This is a genomic window from Variovorax sp. LjRoot130, assembly GCF_964253755.1.
Classification (GTDB): domain Bacteria; phylum Pseudomonadota; class Gammaproteobacteria; order Burkholderiales; family Burkholderiaceae_C; genus Variovorax.
In genome coordinates this window covers 2341081-2361524 of the sequence record NZ_CAXURM020000001.1, presented here as the reverse complement: position 1 = coordinate 2361524, position 20444 = coordinate 2341081, and the positions used below count along the sequence as shown (strand labels likewise).

Here is a 20444-nt window from a genome sequence, read left to right as displayed (position 1 = left end):
CGGCCTTCGCATCTCTGCGAAAATGCCGCGATGTTCACCGGAATCATTACCGGCGTGGGGCGCATCGCCGCCGTCCGCGACCTCGGCAGCTCTTCATCCCACGGCAAGCGGCTCAGCATCGCGGTGCCCGACGGCTATCTGGCCGACGTGGGTCTCGGTGACAGCATCGCGCTCAACGGCGCCTGCATGACCGTCACCTCCCTCGACCCGGCGAAGCAGCTCTTCACCATCGACATCTCGGCCGAATCGCTGGACAAGACGGCCGGCCTCGCCGAAGAAGCGGGCCGCGTCAACCTCGAGAAGGCACTGCGCGCCAGCGACCGGCTCGGCGGCCACATCGTGTCGGGCCACGTGGATGGCATCGGCACGGTCAGCCACTTCGCGCCGGTGGGCGAAAGCTGGGAGCTGCGTGTGCTGGCGCCGCCCGCGCTCGCCCGCTTCCTGGCCTACAAGGGCTCGATCACCGTCAACGGCGTGAGCCTCACGGTCAACAGCGTGAGCGACGGCGCTGACGGCAGCGAGATCAGCATCAACCTGATTCCGCACACGGTCGAAAACACCGCGCTCGGCAGCCTGAAGCAAGGCAGCCGCGTCAACCTCGAGATCGACACCGTCGCCCGCTACGTGGAGCGCATGCTCCAGGCCGGCGCCCTGCCCGTCCCACAGAAAGACAAGACCCCATGAACGCCTCCGTCACGCCGATCACCGCCCCGCGCAGCGGCCGGGCGCCCGCGCCGATTTCGTCGGTCGAAGAGATCGTGGCCGAGCTCGCCGCGGGCCGCATGGTGATCCTGGTCGACGAGGAAGACCGCGAGAACGAGGGCGACATCGTGCTCGCGGCCGACCACGTGACGCCCGAGGCCATCAACTTCATGGCACGCCATGCGCGCGGCCTGATCTGCCTCACGCTCTCCCGCGAGATGTGCGAGCGGCTGCAGCTGCCGCCGATGGTGGCGCGCAACGGCGCCAAGCACTCGACCGCCTTCACCGTGTCAATCGAGGCGGCCGAGGGCGTGACCACCGGCATTTCCGCCGCCGACCGCGCGCGCACCGTGCAGGCCGCCGTCGCACCGAATGCCGTCGCGGCCGACCTGGTGCAGCCCGGCCATATCTTTCCGCTGCAGGCTGTCGACGGCGGCGTGCTGATGCGCGCAGGCCACACCGAGGCCGGCTGCGACCTCGCCGCCATGGCCGGTTGCTCACCCGCGTCCGTGATCTGCGAGGTGATGAACGAGGACGGCACCATGGCGCGGCTGCCCGACCTGCAGCTCTTCGCCGCCGAGCACGGCATCAAGATCGGCACCATCGCCGCACTGATCGAGCACCGCAGCCGCACCGAGTCGCTGGTCGAAAAGGTCGGCTGCCGCGAAATCCACACCGCCTGGGGCTGGTTCACCGCCCATGCCTTCCGCGACAAGCCCAGCCACGGCGTGCACCTGGCGCTGGTGCGCGGCAACTGGAATCCGGGCGACACGGTGGACGTGCGCGTGCACGAGCCGCTCTCGGTGCTCGACGCGCTGGAAGTCAACCGTTCGCTGCACTCGTGGAGCCTCGATGCCAGCCTGGCCCACATCGCGGCCGAAGGCAAGGGCGTGGCCGTGCTGCTCAACTGCGGCGAGACCGGCGCCGAGCTGCTGTCGCAGTTCGACGGCACTGCACGGCCCGCGCAGGCGCCGGAACGTGGGCGCATGGACCTGCGCAGCTACGGCATCGGCGCGCAGATCCTGCGCGAGTGCGGCGTGCACAGGATGAACCTGTTGGGCACGCCGCGCCGCATGCCCAGCATGGCAGCAGGTTACGGCCTGGAGATCGCGGGCTACATCACGAAAGAAGAGCAATGAAGAAGAACACACACGCGAGGCGGGAAGCCTAATGCAGCACGCGAACAAGGGCAGCGATGTCACGCTCGACGGCAAGGGCCTGCGCATCGGCATCGTGCAGGCGCGCTTCAACGAAGACATCACCAACGCCCTGGCCGAGGCCTGCCTGGGCGAGCTCCGAGTGCTCGGCGTCGCCGACGCCGACATCGACCATGTCAGCGTGCCGGGCGCGCTCGAGGTGCCGGTCGCGCTGCAGGCCCTGGCCGAGCGCAACCGCTACCAGGCGCTGATCGCGCTGGGCTGCATCATCCGCGGCGAGACCTACCACTTCGAGCTGGTGGCCAACGAATCGGGCGCGAGCGTGAGCCGCATCGCGCTCGACTACCGCATTCCGGTCGCCAACGCGATCCTCACCACCGAAAACCTCGAACAGGCCATCGCGCGGCAGACCGACAAGGGCCGCGATGCGGCGCGCGTGGCCGTCGAGATGGCGCAGCTGCTCGCCACCCTTTCATGACCGAAGACAACAAGACCGCCAGCGACAAGCCGCGCCAATCCCGCACGGGGCTGACCAGCACGGGCGCACGCAAGGCCTCCGCCAAGTCGACCCGCAGCCGCGCGCGCGAGTTCGCGCTGCAGGCGCTCTACCAGCACCTGGTGGGACGCAACGACGCCGCGTCCATCGACCAGTTCACGCGCGACCTGGCCGGCTTCCACAAGGCCGACGCGGCGCACTACGACGCGCTGCTGCACGGCTCGATCGCGGCCGCGGGCGAGCTCGATGCGCTGATCGTGCCGCTGCTCGACCGCAAGCTCGAAGAGATCTCGCCGGTCGAGCACGCCGTGATGTGGATCGGCGTCTACGAATTCCAGCACTGCCTCGACGTGCCCTGGCGTGTGGTGCTGAACGAATGCATCGAGCTCGCCAAGGAGTTCGGCGGCACCGACGGCCACAAGTACGTGAACGCGGTGCTCAACGGCCTCGCGCCGCAACTGCGCCCGGCCGAGGTCGAAGCCGATCGAGCGACGGGCAAGGCACGGCCATGAGAATTTCGAAGCGCGCCGAGCGCATCGAGCCCTTCTACGTGATGGAAGTCGCCAAGGCGGCCTCCGCGCTGGCGCGCGAAGTCGCGCACACCGATCGGCCGATGATCTTCCTCAACATCGGCGAGCCCGACTTCACCGCGCCGCCGCTGGTGCAAGAAGCCGCCGCACGCGCCGTGCGCGCGGGCGCGACGCGGTACACGCATGCGATCGGCCTCGACCACCTGCGCGAGCGCATCAGCGGCTGGTACCGCGAACGCTTCGGCGCCGACGTGCCGGCGCGCCGCATCGTCGTCACGGCCGGTGCATCGGCCGCGCTGCAGCTGGCCTGCCTGGCGCTGATTGAGGCCGGCGACGAGATGCTGCTGCCCGACCCCAGCTATCCCTGCAACCGCCACTTCGTGAGCGCGGCCGACGGCCGTGCCGTGCTGGTGCCGACCACGGCCGCCGAGCGCTTCCAGCTCAGCGCCGCCAAGGTCGAAGACGCCTGGACCGAACGCACGCGCGGCGTGCTGCTCGCATCGCCCTCCAACCCGACCGGCACCTCGATCGCGCCCGACGAGCTGCGCCGCATCCACGAGGTGGTGTCGAAGCGCGGCGGCATCACGCTGATCGACGAGATCTACCTTGGCCTGTCCTACGACGACGCCTTCGGCCACACCGCGCTCGCGATCGACGACCAGGTCATCAGCATCAACAGCTTCAGCAAGTACTTCAACATGACCGGCTGGCGCCTCGGCTGGCTGGTGGTGCCCGATGCGCTGGTGCCGGTGGTCGAGCGGCTGGCGCAGAACCTTTTCATCTGCGCGAGCACCGTCTCGCAGTATGCGGCGCTCGCCTGCTTCGAGCCCGAGAGCATCGCCGAGTACGAGCGCCGCCGCGCCGAGTTCAGGGCCCGGCGCGACTGGTTCATTCCGCAGCTCGACGCGCTGGGCCTCAAGGTGCCGGTGGTGCCCGACGGCGCCTTCTATGCCTGGGCCGACTGTTCTGCCTTCGGCGAGAAGCTCGGCATCTCGAACAGCTGGGACTTCGCCTTCGAAGCGATGAAGAAAGCCCATCTCGCGATCACGCCGGGCCGCGACTTCGGCTCGGCCGAAACCGCCCGCTTCGTGCGCTTCTCGACGGCCAGCTCGATGGCGCATCTCGAGGAATCGGTGGAGCGCCTGCGCGCCTGGGCCGGCGCCACCGTCGCTGCATGAGCTTCGCATTTCCGATCCGCGTCTACTGGGAAGACACCGATGCCGGCGGCATCGTCTTCTATGCTAACTACCTCAAGTACATGGAGCGTGCCCGCACCGAGTGGCTGCGCTCGCTCGGCATCGCGCAAGGCCGGCTGCGCGAAGAGACCGGCGGCATCTTCGTAGTCAGCGAGACGCAGCTCAAGTACCACCGCCCGGCGCGGCTCGACGACGAACTGCTGGTTACAGCCGAGCTGCGTCAGATGGGCTCCGCGTCCCTGATAATCGGCCAGCGCGTGCTATCAAATTCAGAGCACGGTCCGGCCACCGGCCCGGCGCCCGATACTGCGGTCCTTTGCGAAGGCACGATCCGCATCGGCTGGGTCGACGCGGCCACGCTGCGGCCCGCGCGCATCCCACCCCAAGTTTCGGGAACCCTCGGGCGCCATGCCGGCTCCATGTCTCAACCTCAGAAGCCATGAATCAAGACCTGTCGATCCTTTCCCTCCTGCTCCATGCCAGCCTTCCGGTGCAGTTTGTCGTGGCCTTGCTGCTCGTGGTATCCGTCGCCAGCTGGGCGGCCATCTTCCGCAAGTTCTTCTCTCTCAAGCGCACGCGCGCGCTCAACGACGACTTCGAACGCGAGTTCTGGTCCGGCACTAGCTTGAACGAACTGTTCTCCTCGGCTGCGCAGAACGCCAAGTTCGCCGGCCCGATGGAACGTATCTTCGCTTCCGGCATGCGCGAGTACCAGAAGCTGCGCGAGCGCCATGTCTCCGACGCCGGCACGCTGCTCGACGGCGCACGCCGCGCGATGCGCGCGAGCTTCCAGCGCGAGCTCGATGCGGTGGAGCAGAACCTGTCCTTCCTCGCCACCGTCGGTTCGGTCTCGCCCTATGTCGGCCTGTTCGGCACGGTGTGGGGGATCATGCATGCCTTCACCGGCCTCGCAGCGCTGGCGCAGGTGACGCTCTCCACCGTCGCTCCCGGCATCGCAGAAGCGCTGGTCGCCACCGCCATCGGCCTCTTCGCCGCCATTCCGGCCGTGGTGGCCTACAACCGCTTCGCCCGCGAGATCGACAAGATCGCGATCGCGCTCGAGACCTTCATCGAAGAGTTCTCGAACATCCTGCAGCGCAACCTGACGGCCCACGTCAACCCGGCATCGGTGACGCCGGCGACCGGCCGCTGAAGCGGAGCACCACGCCATGCCAGCAATGTCCTCCCGCGGCCGCGGCCGCCGAACGATCAACGAGATCAACATGGTCCCGTTCATCGACGTGATGCTGGTGCTCCTGATCATCTTCATGGTCACGGCGCCGCTGATCACGCCGAGCGTGATCAACCTGCCCACGGTGGATCGCGCCAACAAGCAGCCCGACAAGCCGATCGAGATCGTCATCAAGAGCGACGACGAGGTCCAGATCAAGAAGGACCCGTCCACCGGCAGCGGCGCCACCTCGATCCCCATGACGCAGATCGGCACGGCGGCCAAGACCGCGCAGGGCGGCGACGACCAGCGGCCGGTGGTCATCAGCGCCGACAAGTCGGTCAAGTACGAGACGGTGGTCAAGGCGATGAACGCGCTCAAGAGGAGCGGCGTCGAGCGCGTCGGCCTTTCGGTCACGACCACGGGCGCCAAGTGATGGCCTTGGCCTCTTCGCTGATGTCGCTCGGCGCCGATCGCCCGGAGTTCGCGCCGCCGCCGCAACGCGGCACGCCGCGTGCCGTGCTGCTGGCGCTGCTGGCGCATGGGCTGCTCATCATCGCGCTGACCTGGGGCGTGAGCTGGCGCCGCGAAGCGGAGGACGCCGCGATCGAGGCCGAGCTCTGGTCGTCGACCGTGCAGCAGGCCGCGCCGCGCCTCACTGCGCCGCCGGTTCCGACGCCACCCACTCCGGCGCCTGCACCGACGCCGGCACCACCCCCTCCGCCGCCACCTCCCCCGCAGGCGCGAGCACCCGAACCCGCGCCGGCGCCGCGTGCGCCCGACATCGCGCTCGAACGCGAGAAGAAGCTGAAGGAGCAGAAGGAGCGCGAGCTGGAGCAGCAGCAACAGAAGAAGCTCGAAGCCGCGAAGAAAGCGGCGCAGGAGAAGAAGGAACAGGAAGCCCGGGAGCGCGCCGAGGACGAAGCCGAGCGCAAGAAGGAACAGCAGCAGAAGTTGGCCGAGGCGAAGAAGAAGCAGGAAGCCGAAGCCGCGAAGAAGAAGGAAGCCGATGCGAAGGCGGCTGCGCAGGCCGCGGCCGACCGTGCAGCCACGCTCAAGCGCATGCAGGGTCTGGCGGGCGCCAGCGGTGACGACAACTCGAAAGGGGCTGCGCTGAAGGCCTCCGGCCCTTCGGGCGGCTACGGAGCTCGGATCGCGGCAGCTGTGCGCCCCAACATCGTCTACCCCGATGCCGATCTCGTGAGCGGCAATCCGACCGCGGAATTCGACGTCAACTTGGCGCCCGATGGCACGATCGTGGGTGTCAAGCTACGCAAATCGAGCGGTTTGGCGAGTTGGGACGATGCCGCAGAGCGCGGGCTGCGTAGAACGGAAAAGGTACCGCGCGACGTAGATGGCCGCATCTTCCCTTCGCTGACAGTGGTGCTTCAACCAAAGCAGCGCTGAAAGCGCCCGCTACTCGTAGACCACCGCCGCGCGGCCCGCATCGGCCTGCGCCGTCCAGCTCGCGAGCGCGGCGTCGGTCGGGAAGAACTTCGCGCGCTCGCCCAGCTGCAGCTCGACCTGCGCGCCGCCGCGCGCCATCGACAGCCGCACCGCCAAGCCCTGCAGCAGCTCGCCGTGCTCGCTCTGTTCGGTGCGCGGCGGAAAGTCGCGCACCAGCCGCGCGATGTCCGGCGCCTTCCCGTTGACCGCGACGCGCAGGAACTTGCCGAAGCGGCAGCGCGCTGCGGCCAGGTCCCACACCTGCTGCACCTGGAAGCGCGCCTCGAAGCCGCCGCGGCCCGGCTGCAGGCGGCCGCTCACGATCACCAGTTCGTCGTCCTTCAGCACGTTGCGGTTGGCGTTGAAGAGCGCCTCGTCGGCGGTCGCGTCGATGGCGCCCGACTTGTCGTCCAGCTTGAAGATCGCCAGCCGGCCGCGCTGGCCGTTGATGACGCGGAAGTCGCTCACGATGCCGGCGATCACCTGTTGCTCGCGGCTGTCGATCAGGTCGTCGATCTCGCGCTTGCAGAAGCGCCGCACCTCGTGCGCCACTTCGTCGAACAGGTGGCCCGACAGGTAGAAGCCGATGGCCGTCTTCTCGTAGGTCAGGCGTTCCTTCACGCCCCAGGGCGTGGCGTCGATGAGCTCGGGCTCCTGCGTCGCAGAGCCGTGCTCGCAGTCGCCGAAGATATCGACCTGCGAGGCGTTGGCCTCGGTCGCGCTCGCGAATTCGAAGGCGCGGTCGACCGAGGCGATCAGCGAGGCCCGGTTCTGCTGCAGCGAATCGAAGGCACCTGCCTTGATCAGCGCCTCGACGGTGCGCTTGTTGATGCGCTGGCGGTCCACGCGCACGCAGAAGTCGAACAGGCTCTTGAAGGGGCCGCCCTCTTCCCGCGCCTTGACCACCGCCTCGACCGCCAATTGCCCCGTGCCCTTGACCGCGCCGAGCCCGTAGCGAATGACCTTGTCGGTGACCGGCTCGAAGCGGTAGTTGCCGCGGTTCACGTCCGGCGGCTCGAAGGTCATGCCGAAGTGCTTCTGCGCATCTTCGAACAACACCTTGAGCTTGTCGGTGTCGTCCATTTCCACCGTCATGTTGGCGCAGAAGAACTCGGCCGTGTAGTGGACCTTGAGCCAGCCGGTGTGATAGGCCAGGAGCGAATAGGCGGCCGCGTGCGACTTGTTGAAGCCGTAGCCCGCGAACTTCTCCATCAGGTCGAAGATCTCGTCAGCCTTCTGCTGGTCGATGCCGTTCACCGCCGCGCCCTTGCGGAAGATCTCGCGGTGCTCGGCCATCTCCTCGGCCTTCTTCTTGCCCATCGCGCGGCGCAGCAGGTCGGCGCCGCCGAGCGAGTAGCCGCCCAGGATCTGCGCGGTCTGCATCACCTGTTCCTGGTAGACCATGATCCCGTAGGTCTCCGAGAGCATCTCTTCGACCAGCGGATGCGGATACTCCACCGTCTCGCGGCCGTGCTTGCGTGCGACGAAGCTGGGGATCAGGTCCATCGGGCCCGGACGGTACAGCGCGTTGAGCGCGATCAGGTCTTCGAGCCGCGTCGGCCGCGCGTCCTTCAGCATGCCCTGCATGCCGCGCGATTCGAACTGGAACACGGCCTCGGTCTTGCCCTCGGCGAAGAGCCGGTAGGTCGGCGCGTCGTCGAGCCGGATGTTCTCGTAGGCGAAGTTCTCCTGACCCTTGTGGCGCTGGACGATGAACTCCTTCGCGATCTCGAGGATGGTGAGCGTGGCCAAGCCCAAGAAGTCGAACTTCACCAGGCCGATGGCTTCGACGTCGTCCTTGTCGTACTGGCTCACGGCCGAGTCGCTGCCCGGCTGCTGGTAGAGCGGGCAGAAGTCGGTGAGCTTGCCCGGCGCGATCAGCACGCCGCCCGCATGCATGCCGATGTTGCGCGTCATGCCTTCGAGCTTCTGCGCCAGCTCGACCAGCATGCGGACTTCTTCTTCCTTCTCGATGCGGGCCGCGAGCTGCGGCTCCATCTCGATCGCGTAGTTGTTCTTGTCGCCCTCGGGCTTGGGCGAAGGCGGGTACTGGATCGTGACCGGCTGCCCCGGCTTGTTCGGGATCAGCTTGCTGATGCCGTCGCAGAACATGTAGCTCATGTCGAGCACGCGGCCCACGTCGCGGATCGCGGCGCGTGCGGCCATGGTGCCGAAGGTCGCGATCTGGCTCACCGCGTCGCGGCCGTACTTGTCCTTCACGTAGTCGATCACGCGGTCGCGGTTGCCCTGGCAGAAGTCGATGTCGAAGTCGGGCATCGAGACGCGCTCGGGGTTCAGGAAGCGTTCGAACAGCAGCTTGTATTCGAGCGGATCGAGGTCGGTGATCTTCAGCGCATAGGCCACCAGCGAGCCCGCGCCCGAGCCCCGGCCGGGTCCGACCGGGCAACCGTTCTTCTTGGCCCAGTTGATGAAGTCGCCCACGATCAGGAAGTAGCCCGGGAAACCCATCTTCAGGATGGTGTTGATCTCGAACTCGAGGCGTTCGACGTAGCGCGGGCGCTCGGCATCGCGCTTGGCGGCGTCGGGGTAGAGGTGCGCGAGACGCCCCTCCAGACCTTCGAAGGAGGCGACGCGGAAGTACTCCTCGATCGGCATGCCGTTGGGCGTCGGGAAGTTCGGCAGCTGCGGCTTGCCGAGCACGAGCGTGAGGTTGCAGCGCTTGGCGATCTCGACCGTGTTGGCGATCGCGCTCGGCACGTCGGCGAAGAGCGCTTCCATCTCGGCGGCGGACTTGAAATACTGCTCCTGCGTGAACTTGCGCACGCGGCGCGGGTTGCCGAGGATCTCGCCTTCCGAGATGCAGACGCGCGCCTCGTGCGCTTCGAAGTCCTCGGCGGTGGCGAACTGCACCGGGTGCGTTGCCACCACCGGCAGCCCGAGCCTTGCGGCCAGCTGCACCGCGGCCAACACATGCGGCTCGTCCTCGGGGCGGCCGGCGCGCTGCAGTTCGATGTAGAAGCGATGCGGAAAAAGCCCCGCCAACTGCAGCGCGATCTCGGCCGCGCGCTCGGCCTGGCCCTGCAGCAGCGGCGCGCCGAGCGGGCCGGCCTGCGCGCCCGAGAGCGCGATCAACCCGCCCTGCAACTCCTCGATCCAGGCCAGCTTGCAGACCGCCTGGGCCTGGCCGCGGCCCACGTTCTGCGTCCAGGCGCGCGCCAGCAGTTCGGACAGGTGCAGATAGCCTTCCATGTTCTGCACCAGCAGCACGATGCGCGTGAGCGCGCCGATCTCCGCGCCCAGGCCTTCGAGGAACACCTCGGCGCCCAGCACCGGCTTGACACCCTTGCCGCGCGCTTCCTTGTAGAACTTGACCGCGCCGAAGAGGTTGTTGAGATCGGTGATCGCCAACGCCGGCTGCCGGTCGGCCGCGGCGGCCTTGACGACTTCGTCGATTCGGTTGGTGCCGTCGACGACGGAAAACTCGGTGTGCAGGCGCAGGTGAACGAACATGGTGCGCATTGTAGAAAGCAGCACCCCCACCATGTGGTTTGGCTCTCCCTACAATCGCGCTCCGTGCAAGAGATTTTGAATATCGCGGCCTACAAGTTCGTGGCCATCGACGACGGCGAGCTGCTGCGCGACGCGCTGCGCGCCACCACCCACGCGCTGGCGCTCAAGGGCACCATCCTGCTCGCGCCCGAGGGCATCAACCTGTTCATCGCGGGCGAGAAAGATGCCGCGCATGACTTCCTCCGGGGCCTGCGTGCCGACCCGCGTTTCGCCGATCTGGAAGCGAAGGAAAGCTGGTCCGAAGCCCAGCCCTTCCGCCGCATGCTGGTCAAGCTGAAGCGCGAGATCATCCGCATGGACCATCCGGCCATCCAGCCCGCCGCGGGCCGCGCGCCGGGCGTCGATGCGCCCACCCTCAAGCGCTGGCTCGACCAGGGGCACGACGACGCGGGCAAGCCGATCGCGCTGCTCGACACGCGCAACGCCTTCGAGGTCGACCACGGCAGCTTCGACGGCGCCATCGACTGGCGCATCGGCAAGTTCACCGATTTCCCGAAGGCGCTGAAGAAGTACCGCGAAGACCTGGCCGGCAAGACGGTGGTGAGCTTCTGCACCGGCGGCATCCGCTGCGAGAAGGCCGCGATCCTGATGCGCGAGGAAGGCGTGGCCGACGTGCTTCAGCTCGAAGGCGGCATCCTCAAGTACTTCGAGCAGGTCGGCGGCGCGCACTACCACGGCGAGTGCTTCGTGTTCGATGGCCGAGAGACTTTGGCGCCGGACCTGAGTGCGCGCGCGAGCGGCGCCAGCGCCCGGGCCGCCGAGGACCCGGACATCGCGATCAAGCGCTAGACCGGCGCCGTACCGGTATCGGCCGGCGTCTGCACCTGGAACGGATGTCCCGGCAGTGGAATGAATTCGGTCTCGCCGGGCACATGGCCCATGCGCTGCGCGGACCAGTCGGCGCCGGCTTCGAGGACGCGCTCGCGCCGGCTGGAGACGAAGTTCCAGGTAATGAAGCGCGGGCCGTCGAGCGGCTCGCCGCCGATGACCACGATGCGAACGGCATCGCGTGTCTCGAAGATGCCGCCCTCGCCCTCCGGCAGCATGGCCATCGTGTGCCGCGCCACGGGCTCGCCATCGAGCTGAATCTCGCCATCAACCGCGTAGACAGCCATCTCCTGCGCCAAGGCCGGCAGTTCGAAACGCGCGCCGGCCGGCAATGGCAGGTCGAGATAGAGCGTCTTGGAAAAGGTCTTCACCGGCGAACGCACGCCGAAGGCTTCACCCACCAGAACCCGCACGGCCACGCCCTGCACTTCGAGTGCCGGGATCTGCTCAGCCGCCGTGTGGGAAAAGCTGGGCTCGACTTCCTCATGGGCCTGCGGCAGCGCGGCCCAGAGCTGCAAACCATGGTTGACATAACTCGCATCGAGCAGATGCTCGGGCTTGCGCTCCGAGTGCACGATGCCGCGCCCCGCCGTCATCCAGTTGATCGCGCCGGGGCGGATCTCCTGCACCACGCCGAGGCTGTCGCGATGCGTCATCGCGCCCTCGAAAAGATAGGTCACGGTGGCCAGGCCGATATGCGGATGCGGCCGCACGTCGTGCTCGTTGCCCGGCTCCTCGATCGCCGGGCCGAAGTGATCGAAGAATACGAAGGGCCCGACCGATCGCCGCTTCGCCGCCGGCAGCAGCCGCCGGACCTTGAAGCCTCCGCCCAGGTCCTTTTCATGCGGTCGAAGCTGCAGCAGCGGTTCGGTCATCGTGGTTCTCCGTGGGGCGATCGAGATCTTGCCACTTCGGCCACGCGTTCGCCGAATGCATAGGCCGTCTCGAGGTCGCCCTTCGCCATCTCGGCCGGACTGGCATCGGTCGGCGAAGTGGTCAGCAGGCCGTTGTAGCCGCCGACGTAATTGATCGAATCGCGCTTCGCGGCACGGTCGTTGCTCGGCATGAGGCCGAGGCTGACCCACAGGCCGCCGTGCTGGCTGGCGAGGTGCCACAGGTAGGTCAGCGTCGCGTCCTTGTCGCCGTTCATGGCGGCGCTGTTGGTGAAGCCCGCGAAAAGCTTGTTGCGCCAACCCTGGACGTACCAGACCTTCGAGGAGGCATCGGCGAACTTCTTGAACTGCCAGCTCACGCTGCCCATGTAGGTGGGCGAACCCATGATGATCGCGTCCGCGGCCGCCAGCATCTCCCAGCCGCCGGCCGGGAGCTTGCCGTCGGCGTCGATCGCGAGCAGGTGGGCGCCTGCGCCATCGGCCACCGCCTGCGCAATGCGCTGCGTGTGGCCGTAACCCGAATGAAAAACAACGACGATGTTGGTCATGCGGGAAGTATGGCTGCTCAGCGCTTGTCGATGCTGAAGCGGCCGGCGCCGAAGGCTGCGATGGCCAACAGGCCGCCTGCGATCGCGATGTTCTTGAAGAACATCAGCTGATTCACATAGGCCTTGTCGGCGGGCATGCCCCAGTAGTTGTGGAAGAGCACCGCGGTGGCGACGGTGAACACGGCCAGCACGATGGACACGATGCGCGTCTTGTAGCCGACCAGGAGCAGCAGGCCGAGGCCGAGCTCCACGATGATCGCGATCGCCGCGCCGAGCTGCGGCAGCGGCAGGCCGACCGCGCTGATGTAGCCGACGACGCCGGCGAAGCCGCCGATCTTGCCGAAACCGGCAGGTATGAAGAGCGCCGCGATCAGGATGCGCCCGATGAGCGCGAGCGTGTCTTGCGAAGCGCTCGCGCCGGCGGGGGCGGCGTAGCCGGATGCGGTGGTGGTGGATGCCATTGGAAAGTACTCCTGGGTTGATGAAAAAATAACGCAGCTTCAGGCCGCGAGGTCGAACACCAGCACTTCGGCATTCTTGCCGGCGCCGAGCGTGAGGTGCGATTCGTCCTTGATCAGGGCCGCATCGCCAGTAGCCAGTTTCGTGCCGTTGACCTCGAGCTCCCCGCGCACCAGGTGCACGTAGCTCTTGCGCTTCGGGTCGAGCGCGAGGCTGGCTTGCTCGTTGCCGTCGAGCAGGCCGGCATACATGCGCGCATCGGCATGCACCAGCACCGAGCCCTCGGCCCCGTCGGGCGAAGCCACCAGGCGCAGCTGTCCGCGCTTCTCGGCATCCGAGAAACTCTTCTGCTCGTAGCCGGGCGCGATGCCGCGCACGTTGGGCTCGATCCAGATCTGCAGGAAGTGCGTGGTCTCGTCGGCCTTGTGGTTGAACTCGCTGTGCATCACGCCGCGGCCGGCGCTCATGCGCTGCACGTCGCCCGGCGGGATCGATTCGACGTTGCCCATGCTGTCCTTGTGCGCGAGCTCGCCCGACAGAACGTAGCTGATGATTTCCATGTCCTTGTGGCCGTGGGTGCCGAAGCCGGCGCCCGCGGCGACGCGGTCTTCGTTGATCACGCGCAGATTGCCATAACCCATGTGGGCCGGATCGTAGTAGCCGGCAAAGGAGAAGCTGTGGAACGAGCGCAGCCAGCCGTGATCGGCATAACCGCGTTCCTGGGACTTGCGAACTTGAAGCATCTTTGAACTCCTGCCCCGCCAGATGGCTTGGGGCCTTCGAATGCCGCGCCGCATGCGCAGCGGATGCCCAGAACTTTAGGTCGCGGCCCCGCCCTCGAAAGCGCCGGCTTTTGATGGCATCATTCAATTTTTTTGAACGATCTATGCCCAGCGCCCGTGATGTCCTGACGCCCGATGCGCTCGCGATGCTGCAGACGGTGGTGAGCACCGGCAGCTTTGCCGCGGCCGCGCGCACGCTGGACCTCGTGCCCAGCGCCCTCAGCTACCGCGTGCGCCAGATCGAGGACGCCCTCGACGTGCTGCTGTTCGACCGCAGCGCGCGCCAGGCACGGCTGACCGAAGCCGGCACCGAATTGCTGCGTGAGGCCTCGTGGCTGCTCGGCGAAATCGACGCGGTGGCCAACCGCGTCAAGCGCGTCGCGACCGGCTGGGAGCCGATGCTCACGATCGCGGTCGACAGCGTGATCGCGCGCGATCCGATGCTGGACCTGGCCACCGCCTTCTTCGCGCTCGACCCGCCGACCCGGCTCAAGCTGCGCGACGAAACGCTGCTGGGCACCATCGAGGCACTGTCCAGCGGCGAGGCCGATCTCGCCGTCGGCGCCGTGCTCGATGCCTCGAGCCTCGCCTTCGGCGCCACCGGCATCCGCAGCCGGCCGCTGGGCCAGTTGCATTTCGTTTATGCGGTGGCACCGCACCATCCGCTGGCGCGGATCGACGCCCCCCTCTCCGACAACGTGCTGCGCCAGCACCGCGCCGTGGCCGCGGCCGACTCCTCGCGCGCCGGCCCGAGCATGACGGTCAATCTCGTCGGCGGCCAGGATGTGCTCACCGTGCCCACCATGCAGGCCAAGCTGGCCGCGCAGCTCCACGGCCTGGGCGGCGGCTTCCTGCCCGAGCCGATGGCGCGGCCCTACATCGAGGCCGGCCACCTGGTCGAGCGCAAGACCGAACGCGTGGCGCCGATCGGCACCATGCATTGCGCATGGCGCGAGCGCACCGCCGGCAAGCCGGGACGCGCGCTCAAATGGTGGCTCGAACAGTTCGAGCACGAAGGGACGCGCCGGGCGCTCCTTGAAAGGCATCGCGGCCGGTGAGTGTGTCGAGGCGGTTAGAGTCTCCCTTGATCGCCAACAGAAAACGAGACCGCTCAACATGACCACCTCCCGTCCTCCCGCCGATCGCCACCGATCCACCTCCCCGCGCCACTACGCCGTCGTCGGCGCCGGCATGGCGGGCATCGCCTGTGCCCGCACCCTCGCGCAGGCCGGCCACCGCGTCAGCGTGTTCGAACGCGAAGCCGCCGCCGGCGGCCGGATGGCGAGCGAATCCACGCCCTTCGGCAAGTTCGACAGCGGCGCGCAGTACTTCACCGTGCGCGACCCGCGCTTTGCGCGCGTGCTCCAAACCGTGCCGCAAATCTGCAAGCCCTGGAGTGCCAACCTCGTGCGCGTACTCGACCCGCACGGCCGCGTCGCCGAGGCCGCCCTGCCCGCGCGCGAGCCGCACTGGGTTGCCCAGCCCGGCATGGATGCCCTGGTTGCGCATTGGGCCGCGCCGCTGGGCGATGCGCTCGTGACGCGCACCCAGGTCACGACCATCGAGCGCGACGCGCTCGACGGAAAGCGCTGGCAACTGCGCACCGCGGGCGCCGACGATTCGCAACACGTGTACTCCGGTTTCGACGGCGTGCTGCTGGCGGTCCCGCCGGCTCGCACGCGCGCCCTGCTCGACAACGGCAAGCTCTCCTCCGGCATCAGCGAGAAGATCGAAGCAGTGCGCATCGCGCCCTGCTGGACGCTGATGATCGCCTTCCCTCAGGCCAACCAGGCGAACCTCTCCCATCTCGGCCCGCAATGGAACGCCGCGCGCAGCACCCACCACCGCGTGGCCTGGCTGGCGCGCGAATCCTCCAAGCCCGGCCGTGATCGCATCGAGCGCTGGACCCTGCAAGCCAGCGCGGCCTGGTCGCACGAACACCTGCGCGACGACGCCTCGCGCGTCCAGGCCAAGCTGTTGCGCGCCTTCGCCGAGATCACCGGCATCCGCGCCGAACCTTCGCACGCGCAGGCGCGCTGCTGGCCCGAAGCCCAGACCCAGGTACCGGTCGGCAAGCCGCACCTGTGGGACGCCAAGGCGCGCATCGGCGTGGCCGGCGACTGGTGCACCGGGCACCGGGTCGAAGATGCGTTTCTTTCGGGTCTGACGTTGGCGCTCAAAGTGGCGTGATTTTTACCGGTCGATTTGCGCCCTCGCCCACGGGACCGCTGCACGCGGGCTCGTTGGTCGCCGCGCTCGCGAGCTGGCTCGATGTGCGCGCCCGCGGCCCGCAGGCACGCTGGCTGGTGCGCATCGAGGATGCCGACACCGAGCGCTGCCTGCCCGGGCTGGGCGAATACATCCTCTCGCAGCTCGCAGCCTGCGGGCTCGTGCCCGACGCGACGCCCGTGTGGCAGACGCAGCGCACCGCGCTCTACGCGCACGCACTCGATCACCTGAAAGCCCTGGGCCTCAGCTACCCCTGCGGCTGCTCGCGCAAGGACATCGACGAGGCGCTGGCCTTTCGCGGCGTGCCGCACGCCCGGCACGGCGAACGCGTCTATCCCGGCACCTGTCGCGACGGACTGCACGGCAAGCCGGCGCGCGCCTGGCGCTTCGCCACGGTGCAGTTCGAAGCCGCCCGCGCATCGAAGGCCGTGTACTGGGTCGATCGCCGCAAGGGCCAGCAATGCCAGGACGTGGCGCACGAGGTCGGCGACTTCGTGCTCAGGCGCGCCGACGGGCCCTGGGCCTACCAGCTCGCGGTGGTGGTCGACGATGCCGACCAGGGCGTGACGGACGTGGTGCGCGGCGAAGACCTGGCCGACAACACGGCGCGCCAGATCCTGCTGCAGCGTGCGCTCGGCCTGCCGACGCCGAGCTACCTGCATACGCCGCTGGTGCTCGGCGCCGACGGCGAGAAGCTCTCGAAGCAGAACGGCGCCGCGCCGCTCGACACCGGCACGCCAGCCGCGGCGCTCGCTGCGCTCGACGCCGCGGCGCGCGTGCTCGGGCTGGCGGCCACCACGGCTGCAACGCCCGCAGAGGCACTGGTTGACTGGGTGGCCGGCTGGCGGGCTCTCTACAATCCCTCCCCCTGATGACCCTGCCTGCCACCGACCCCGCGCGCGATCCCGCCGCACCCGCTTCCGACGAAGAAACTCCGCCGCATCCCCTGCATCGCCGCCTGAAGAGCTTCGTCAAGCGCGCCGGTCGAACCACCGAGGGCCAGGCACGCGCCTTCGCCGAACTGGGCCCGCTGTTCCTCCTGCCCTATCGCCCCGAGCCGCTGGACATTGCCGCCGCCTTCGGCCGCGTTGCGCCGACCGTGCTCGAGATCGGCTTCGGCATGGGCGAGGCCACCGCGCACATCGCGGCGCTCCAGCCCGAGAAGAATTTCCTGTGCTGCGAGGTGCACGAACCCGGCGTCGGGGCGCTGCTCAAGCGCATCGGCGAACAGCAACTCTCCAACATCCGCATCTGCGCCCACGATGCGGTCGATGTCATCGACCACATGCTGATGCCCGGCATGCTGGCCGGCGTGCATGTCTTCTTTCCGGACCCCTGGCACAAGACGCGGCACAACAAGCGCCGGCTGATCCAGCCGCCTTTCGTGCGCAAGCTGGCCGACCGGCTCGCGCCCGGCGGCTACCTGCATTGCGCGACCGACTGGCAGCCCTATGCCGAGCAGATGCTCGAGGTGCTGTCGCAGGAGCCGCTGTTGCGCAACACGGCAGCGGGCTATGCGCCCAAGCCGGACTACCGCCCGCTCACCAAGTTCGAGAATCGCGGCCTCAAGCTGGGCCACGGCGTGTGGGACGTGGTGTTCGAGCGCATCTAGCGCTCAGTGGGCGACGCCGTACACGTCGTCGGTCTGCAACTCGCCTTGCGCGGCCAGCACGTGCTTCTGCGCAGCCATGATGAGCGCCGCACGATAGGCCGAGCGGCTGGCGATCTTGGTGTGCGCGATCAGCGTCTGCCACTCGCGCTCCAGCGTCTGCGGCGAGCGGTCGACCGAGCGGTTCATCAGCGCCTGGCTCACGTCGATCAACGCGGCCGCCGAGCCGAGGCAGATGTTGATGGCCGACTGCGCGGCACTGGTGCGAAAACGGCCGTCTTCCGACGGCTTGTTCGAGTGCAGGACGTCCAACGGCATATTGGCGGTGGGGCCGAAGTACGGCGCTCCCTGCATGTCGCTGTCGGCACGGGCCAGCACCTGTTCGATGGTGGCGAGGGCGCTTTCCAGCAAGGCGATATCGGATGGCTTTTTCTTCATGTCAATTGCCGGGGACAAGAGCCCGGGATCAGCGGGGATGTTGCCATCGGAGCGCGCTTTCGCCGTGTGCAAAAAGCACGTTTCAAAAACAAAAGTTAACACCTCATCCGAGCACTCCGACGCTACACGGCCACCAACTGGACATCGAACACCCGCTCGAACAGCCAGAGCGCCGCGATGGCGACGGCCAGCACAGAGCCGCTTCGCAGGACCACAGGGCGATAGCCGCGCCAGCCGCGCAAGGCCACCAGCACGAGAAGCGCTGCGCTCACGATCACCAGCTGTCCGGCCTCCACGCCCAGGTTGAACTGAAGCAGCGCGGTGATGAAGCCGCGGGCCGGCAGCTCGAGTTCGCCGAGCACGCCCGCAAAGCCGAAACCGTGGATCAGGCCGAACAGGAAGCTGAAGAGCTTGCGCCGGCCCCGCAGCAGCGGATGGAGATTGTCGAGCGCCGCCACCATGATGGTGAGCGCGATGGCCGGCTCGATGATGCGCGGCGAGATCGTCAGCAGTTCGAGGCCCGCCAGCGCGAGGGTGACGGAGTGCGCGACGGTGAACATGGTGACCATGCCGACCATCGGCCACAGGGCCTCGCGCCAGTTTGCGACCGGCACCCACCCGTCCGCCCCGCGCCGCAGCACGGCGGGCAGCAGCAGGCAGATCAGGAAGAGCACGTGGTCGTAGCCGATCAGGATGTGGTGCACGCCATCGTGAAAGAAGCTCGTGCCCGATGCCGACCCGGTCGGGCCCTCCGGCCAGGCCACGGCCACCGGCCCGCCTGCCGGATCCAGCGAGCGCGCCGTCGGCGCCGCGTCGCCTTGCGCTCCGATGCGCAACAGCCCGCGGTGCGTGGGGTCCACTTCCTTGAAAAGCCGGTAGTCGAGTTCCATGGCGGGGCCGGTGTCGCAGCGTGCCTGCAACTGCAGCACAAGGTAGGCCCCGTCGATGCGGCTTTCGACGGCAGGCGGCTGTGCGTGCGCGAGCCTGCAGCGCCCCTGCTGGATGCGCAGGCGCGCCAACGCGTAGGCGCCGATGTCGTCCATGCGCGCGCGAACCTCGCCCCAGCTCAGCTGCCGGTCGCCATTGCGATCCAGGTCGAGCGCCGCATCGAGGTCGCGCAGCGCGATGTCCCAGCGGAGGTCCAGCGTGTCGCCGCTGCGCTGCAGCTGCAGGTAGGCATCGCTCGCCTTGTGGGCCCGCGCGGCCGGTGAGGCGGCTGCCAGCGCGATGAACAGCAGCACCGCACCAAGGCGCTCAAAGAATCGCATCGATGCGCGCATCTCGCAGCCCCGTCTGTTGCAGCAGCGCTTTCACTTCGCCGCATGCGGCCTCGTCGCGCGCCGCAACGGCCGCGCGCGCGAACAGCAGCAGGTCGATCGGTTCGCGCTGCAGCTGGACGTTGACGCGCGCGAGCGCGAGGGCGCGTCGCGCATCGCCCTGCACATCGAGTGCGAACAGCGCCTGTTCCCGCGCATGCACCGACGTCGCATGGGGCCGCAGCGCGGCGGCCGCAAAGCGCGCCTGCAGCTCCTGCACTTCCCGCTGCGCGCTGTCGCGCCGTCCGGCCACGGCCAGCCGCAGCAGCACGGCATCGTTGCGCGGCTCCTTGCCGAGCAGAGGCGCAATCTCGGCCGCTCGCCCGTGCCGCTGGAGAAAGTCGCTGTAGGCCAGCAGCAGGTAGCCCGAGCGTTCGGCATCGAGCGCCTGCCGGTACGCGAGTTCGGCCGCCGCCGGGCGGCCCGCACGTTCCTCGATCTCGGCCACGCTGGTCAGCAGCCATTGGCGCGTGCCGGCCTGGCGCGGGTGCGCCAGCGCCGGGTCGGCCAAGAGCCCCTGCAGCGCGCTGCGGGCCGCCGCATGCTCGCCGCGCAGGCCTGCGTTCTCGGCCAGGCAGGCGATGGCGTACAGCGCCGGCCCGACACGGCCCAATGCGCGGCAGGCCGCATCCGATTCGCTATAGCGCCCGCGCACGCGCAGGATGGTGGCGAGCGTGATCCAGGCCTGCGCATGGGTCGGCTGCCGGCTCAACGCCATCTTCAGCGTGGCTTCAGCGCCGTCGAAGTCGTGCAGGAACTGCGCCACGGTCGCATGCATGACCAGCACCGCCGGCGGCGTTGCGCCGGCCGAGACCGGTTCCCAGGCCTGCAGCGCAGCCATCGCATAGCCCGCGTAGCGCGCATCGCCCTGCGCGCGGGCCAGGTCCAGATAGGCCTGCGCCGCCGCGATGGCCACGCCTTCGTCGCGCGGACTTTGGGCAAGCTCGCGCCGGAGCCTGCGCTCGTCGCGCGACCAGCCTGCGATGGAAGGCAGGGTCTCGACGATGGCCTCGTCGCTCGCCGGCACGCGAGGGGCCGCGCCTGCGGCCCCGGCGAGCACGACGAAGGCCGGAACCAGCCATCGCATGAGCGCCCGCACCCGCATGACCGCTC

22 protein-coding genes are annotated in these 20444 nt (G+C 68.3%); 14 read left to right on the top strand and 8 right to left on the bottom strand.

Going from position 1 to position 20444, the window contains the following annotated elements; translation table 11 throughout:
- The first annotated feature begins 30 nt into the window (after positions 1 to 30).
- From ACSQ86_RS11860 to tolA, 9 genes are read left to right on the top strand one after another with little or no spacing between them, the layout of a single operon-like run.
- Entirely contained in the window at positions 31 to 684 is a 654-nt protein-coding gene (locus ACSQ86_RS11860) for a riboflavin synthase (protein WP_436303775.1), read from the top strand.
- Entirely contained in the window at positions 681 to 1841 is a 1161-nt protein-coding gene (gene ribBA / locus ACSQ86_RS11855) for a bifunctional 3,4-dihydroxy-2-butanone-4-phosphate synthase/GTP cyclohydrolase II (protein ID WP_436303774.1), read from the top strand. Before ACSQ86_RS11860 ends, ribBA begins: the two co-directional genes overlap by 4 nt.
- 31 nt (positions 1842 to 1872) lie before the next feature.
- Positions 1873 to 2337: a 6,7-dimethyl-8-ribityllumazine synthase gene (ribH, locus tag ACSQ86_RS11850; RefSeq protein ID WP_436303773.1), complete on the top strand. Its 465-nt coding sequence runs from the start codon at positions 1873 to 1875 to the stop codon at positions 2335 to 2337.
- Positions 2334 to 2867, top strand: a complete 534-nt coding sequence (gene nusB, locus ACSQ86_RS11845; RefSeq protein ID WP_436303772.1) for a transcription antitermination factor NusB — start codon at positions 2334 to 2336, stop codon at positions 2865 to 2867. The genes ribH and nusB overlap by 4 nt, the downstream gene beginning before the upstream one ends.
- Positions 2864 to 4063 carry a pyridoxal phosphate-dependent aminotransferase gene (locus tag ACSQ86_RS11840; protein WP_436303771.1) on the top strand — a complete coding sequence of 400 codons (1200 nt, stop codon included), beginning with the start codon at positions 2864 to 2866 and terminating at the stop codon, positions 4061 to 4063. The genes nusB and ACSQ86_RS11840 overlap by 4 nt, the downstream gene beginning before the upstream one ends.
- The gene (gene ybgC, locus ACSQ86_RS11835; RefSeq protein ID WP_093109122.1) at positions 4060 to 4524 is read left to right on the top strand and encodes a tol-pal system-associated acyl-CoA thioesterase; all 465 of its coding nucleotides are present in this window, start codon (positions 4060 to 4062) and stop codon (positions 4522 to 4524) included. The genes ACSQ86_RS11840 and ybgC overlap by 4 nt, the downstream gene beginning before the upstream one ends.
- Positions 4521 to 5234, top strand: coding sequence for a protein TolQ (gene tolQ, locus ACSQ86_RS11830; RefSeq protein ID WP_093109121.1), 714 nt, complete (start codon positions 4521 to 4523; stop codon positions 5232 to 5234). Before ybgC ends, tolQ begins: the two co-directional genes overlap by 4 nt.
- A 16-nt stretch (positions 5235 to 5250) precedes the next feature.
- A complete protein-coding gene (locus ACSQ86_RS11825) occupies positions 5251 to 5688 on the top strand; it encodes an ExbD/TolR family protein (RefSeq protein ID WP_093109120.1) in 438 nt (145 codons plus the stop codon).
- Between the two features lie 20 nt (positions 5689 to 5708).
- Positions 5709 to 6659: a cell envelope integrity protein TolA gene (gene tolA / locus ACSQ86_RS11820; protein WP_093109256.1), complete on the top strand. Its 951-nt coding sequence runs from the start codon at positions 5709 to 5711 to the stop codon at positions 6657 to 6659.
- Between the two features lie 9 nt (positions 6660 to 6668).
- Here tolA and dnaE read toward each other — a convergent pair whose 3' ends face one another.
- Complete coding sequence (gene dnaE, locus ACSQ86_RS11815) at positions 6669 to 10169, bottom strand: DNA polymerase III subunit alpha (RefSeq protein WP_436303770.1); 3501 nt, start codon at positions 10167 to 10169, stop codon at positions 6669 to 6671.
- Between the two features lie 63 nt (positions 10170 to 10232).
- Between dnaE and ACSQ86_RS11810 the strand changes: the two genes are divergently transcribed.
- Positions 10233 to 11018 carry a sulfurtransferase gene (locus tag ACSQ86_RS11810; RefSeq protein WP_436303769.1) on the top strand — a complete coding sequence of 262 codons (786 nt, stop codon included), beginning with the start codon at positions 10233 to 10235 and terminating at the stop codon, positions 11016 to 11018.
- Here the strand turns inward: ACSQ86_RS11810 and ACSQ86_RS11805 are convergent.
- From ACSQ86_RS11805 to ACSQ86_RS11790, 4 genes are read right to left on the bottom strand one after another with little or no spacing between them, the layout of a single operon-like run.
- Positions 11015 to 11932, bottom strand: coding sequence for a pirin family protein (locus tag ACSQ86_RS11805; protein ID WP_436303768.1), 918 nt, complete (start codon positions 11930 to 11932; stop codon positions 11015 to 11017). The genes ACSQ86_RS11810 and ACSQ86_RS11805 overlap by 4 nt on opposite strands.
- Positions 11929 to 12498, bottom strand: a complete 570-nt coding sequence (locus ACSQ86_RS11800; protein WP_436292479.1) for a flavodoxin family protein — start codon at positions 12496 to 12498, stop codon at positions 11929 to 11931. The genes ACSQ86_RS11805 and ACSQ86_RS11800 overlap by 4 nt, the downstream gene beginning before the upstream one ends.
- A gap of 17 nt (positions 12499 to 12515) precedes the next feature.
- Entirely contained in the window at positions 12516 to 12959 is a 444-nt protein-coding gene (locus tag ACSQ86_RS11795) for a DoxX family protein (RefSeq protein WP_093109115.1), read from the bottom strand.
- A gap of 39 nt (positions 12960 to 12998) precedes the next feature.
- Positions 12999 to 13700, bottom strand: a complete 702-nt coding sequence (locus tag ACSQ86_RS11790) for a pirin family protein (protein ID WP_436303767.1) — start codon at positions 13698 to 13700, stop codon at positions 12999 to 13001.
- 143 nt (positions 13701 to 13843) lie between these two features.
- Between ACSQ86_RS11790 and ACSQ86_RS11785 the strand changes: the two genes are divergently transcribed.
- Genes ACSQ86_RS11785 through trmB form a run of 4 tightly spaced genes read left to right on the top strand, consistent with a single transcriptional unit; the run spans position 13844 to position 17580 of the window.
- The gene (locus ACSQ86_RS11785; protein WP_093109113.1) at positions 13844 to 14797 is read left to right on the top strand and encodes a LysR family transcriptional regulator; all 954 of its coding nucleotides are present in this window, start codon (positions 13844 to 13846) and stop codon (positions 14795 to 14797) included.
- Between the two features lie 58 nt (positions 14798 to 14855).
- A complete protein-coding gene (locus tag ACSQ86_RS11780; protein WP_139191722.1) occupies positions 14856 to 15929 on the top strand; it encodes an NAD(P)/FAD-dependent oxidoreductase in 1074 nt (357 codons plus the stop codon).
- Positions 15926 to 16840, top strand: coding sequence for a tRNA glutamyl-Q(34) synthetase GluQRS (gluQRS, locus tag ACSQ86_RS11775; protein ID WP_436303766.1), 915 nt, complete (start codon positions 15926 to 15928; stop codon positions 16838 to 16840). Before ACSQ86_RS11780 ends, gluQRS begins: the two co-directional genes overlap by 4 nt.
- Positions 16840 to 17580: a tRNA (guanosine(46)-N7)-methyltransferase TrmB gene (gene trmB / locus ACSQ86_RS11770; protein ID WP_436292477.1), complete on the top strand. Its 741-nt coding sequence runs from the start codon at positions 16840 to 16842 to the stop codon at positions 17578 to 17580. The genes gluQRS and trmB overlap by 1 nt, the downstream gene beginning before the upstream one ends.
- Positions 17581 to 17583: 3 nt before the next feature.
- Here the strand turns inward: trmB and ACSQ86_RS11765 are convergent, their stop codons facing one another.
- From ACSQ86_RS11765 to ACSQ86_RS11755, 3 genes are all read right to left on the bottom strand, one after another.
- Positions 17584 to 18015: a hypothetical protein gene (locus tag ACSQ86_RS11765; RefSeq protein WP_093109110.1), complete on the bottom strand. Its 432-nt coding sequence runs from the start codon at positions 18013 to 18015 to the stop codon at positions 17584 to 17586.
- Between the two features lie 122 nt (positions 18016 to 18137).
- On the bottom strand, positions 18138 to 19283 hold the full coding sequence (locus ACSQ86_RS11760; RefSeq protein ID WP_436303765.1) for a HupE/UreJ family protein: 1146 nt from the start codon (positions 19281 to 19283) through the stop codon (positions 18138 to 18140).
- Positions 19270 to 20436 carry a hypothetical protein gene (locus tag ACSQ86_RS11755; RefSeq protein ID WP_436308896.1) on the bottom strand — a complete coding sequence of 389 codons (1167 nt, stop codon included), beginning with the start codon at positions 20434 to 20436 and terminating at the stop codon, positions 19270 to 19272. Before ACSQ86_RS11755 ends, ACSQ86_RS11760 begins: the two co-directional genes overlap by 14 nt.
- Positions 20437 to 20444 lie beyond the last annotated feature (8 nt).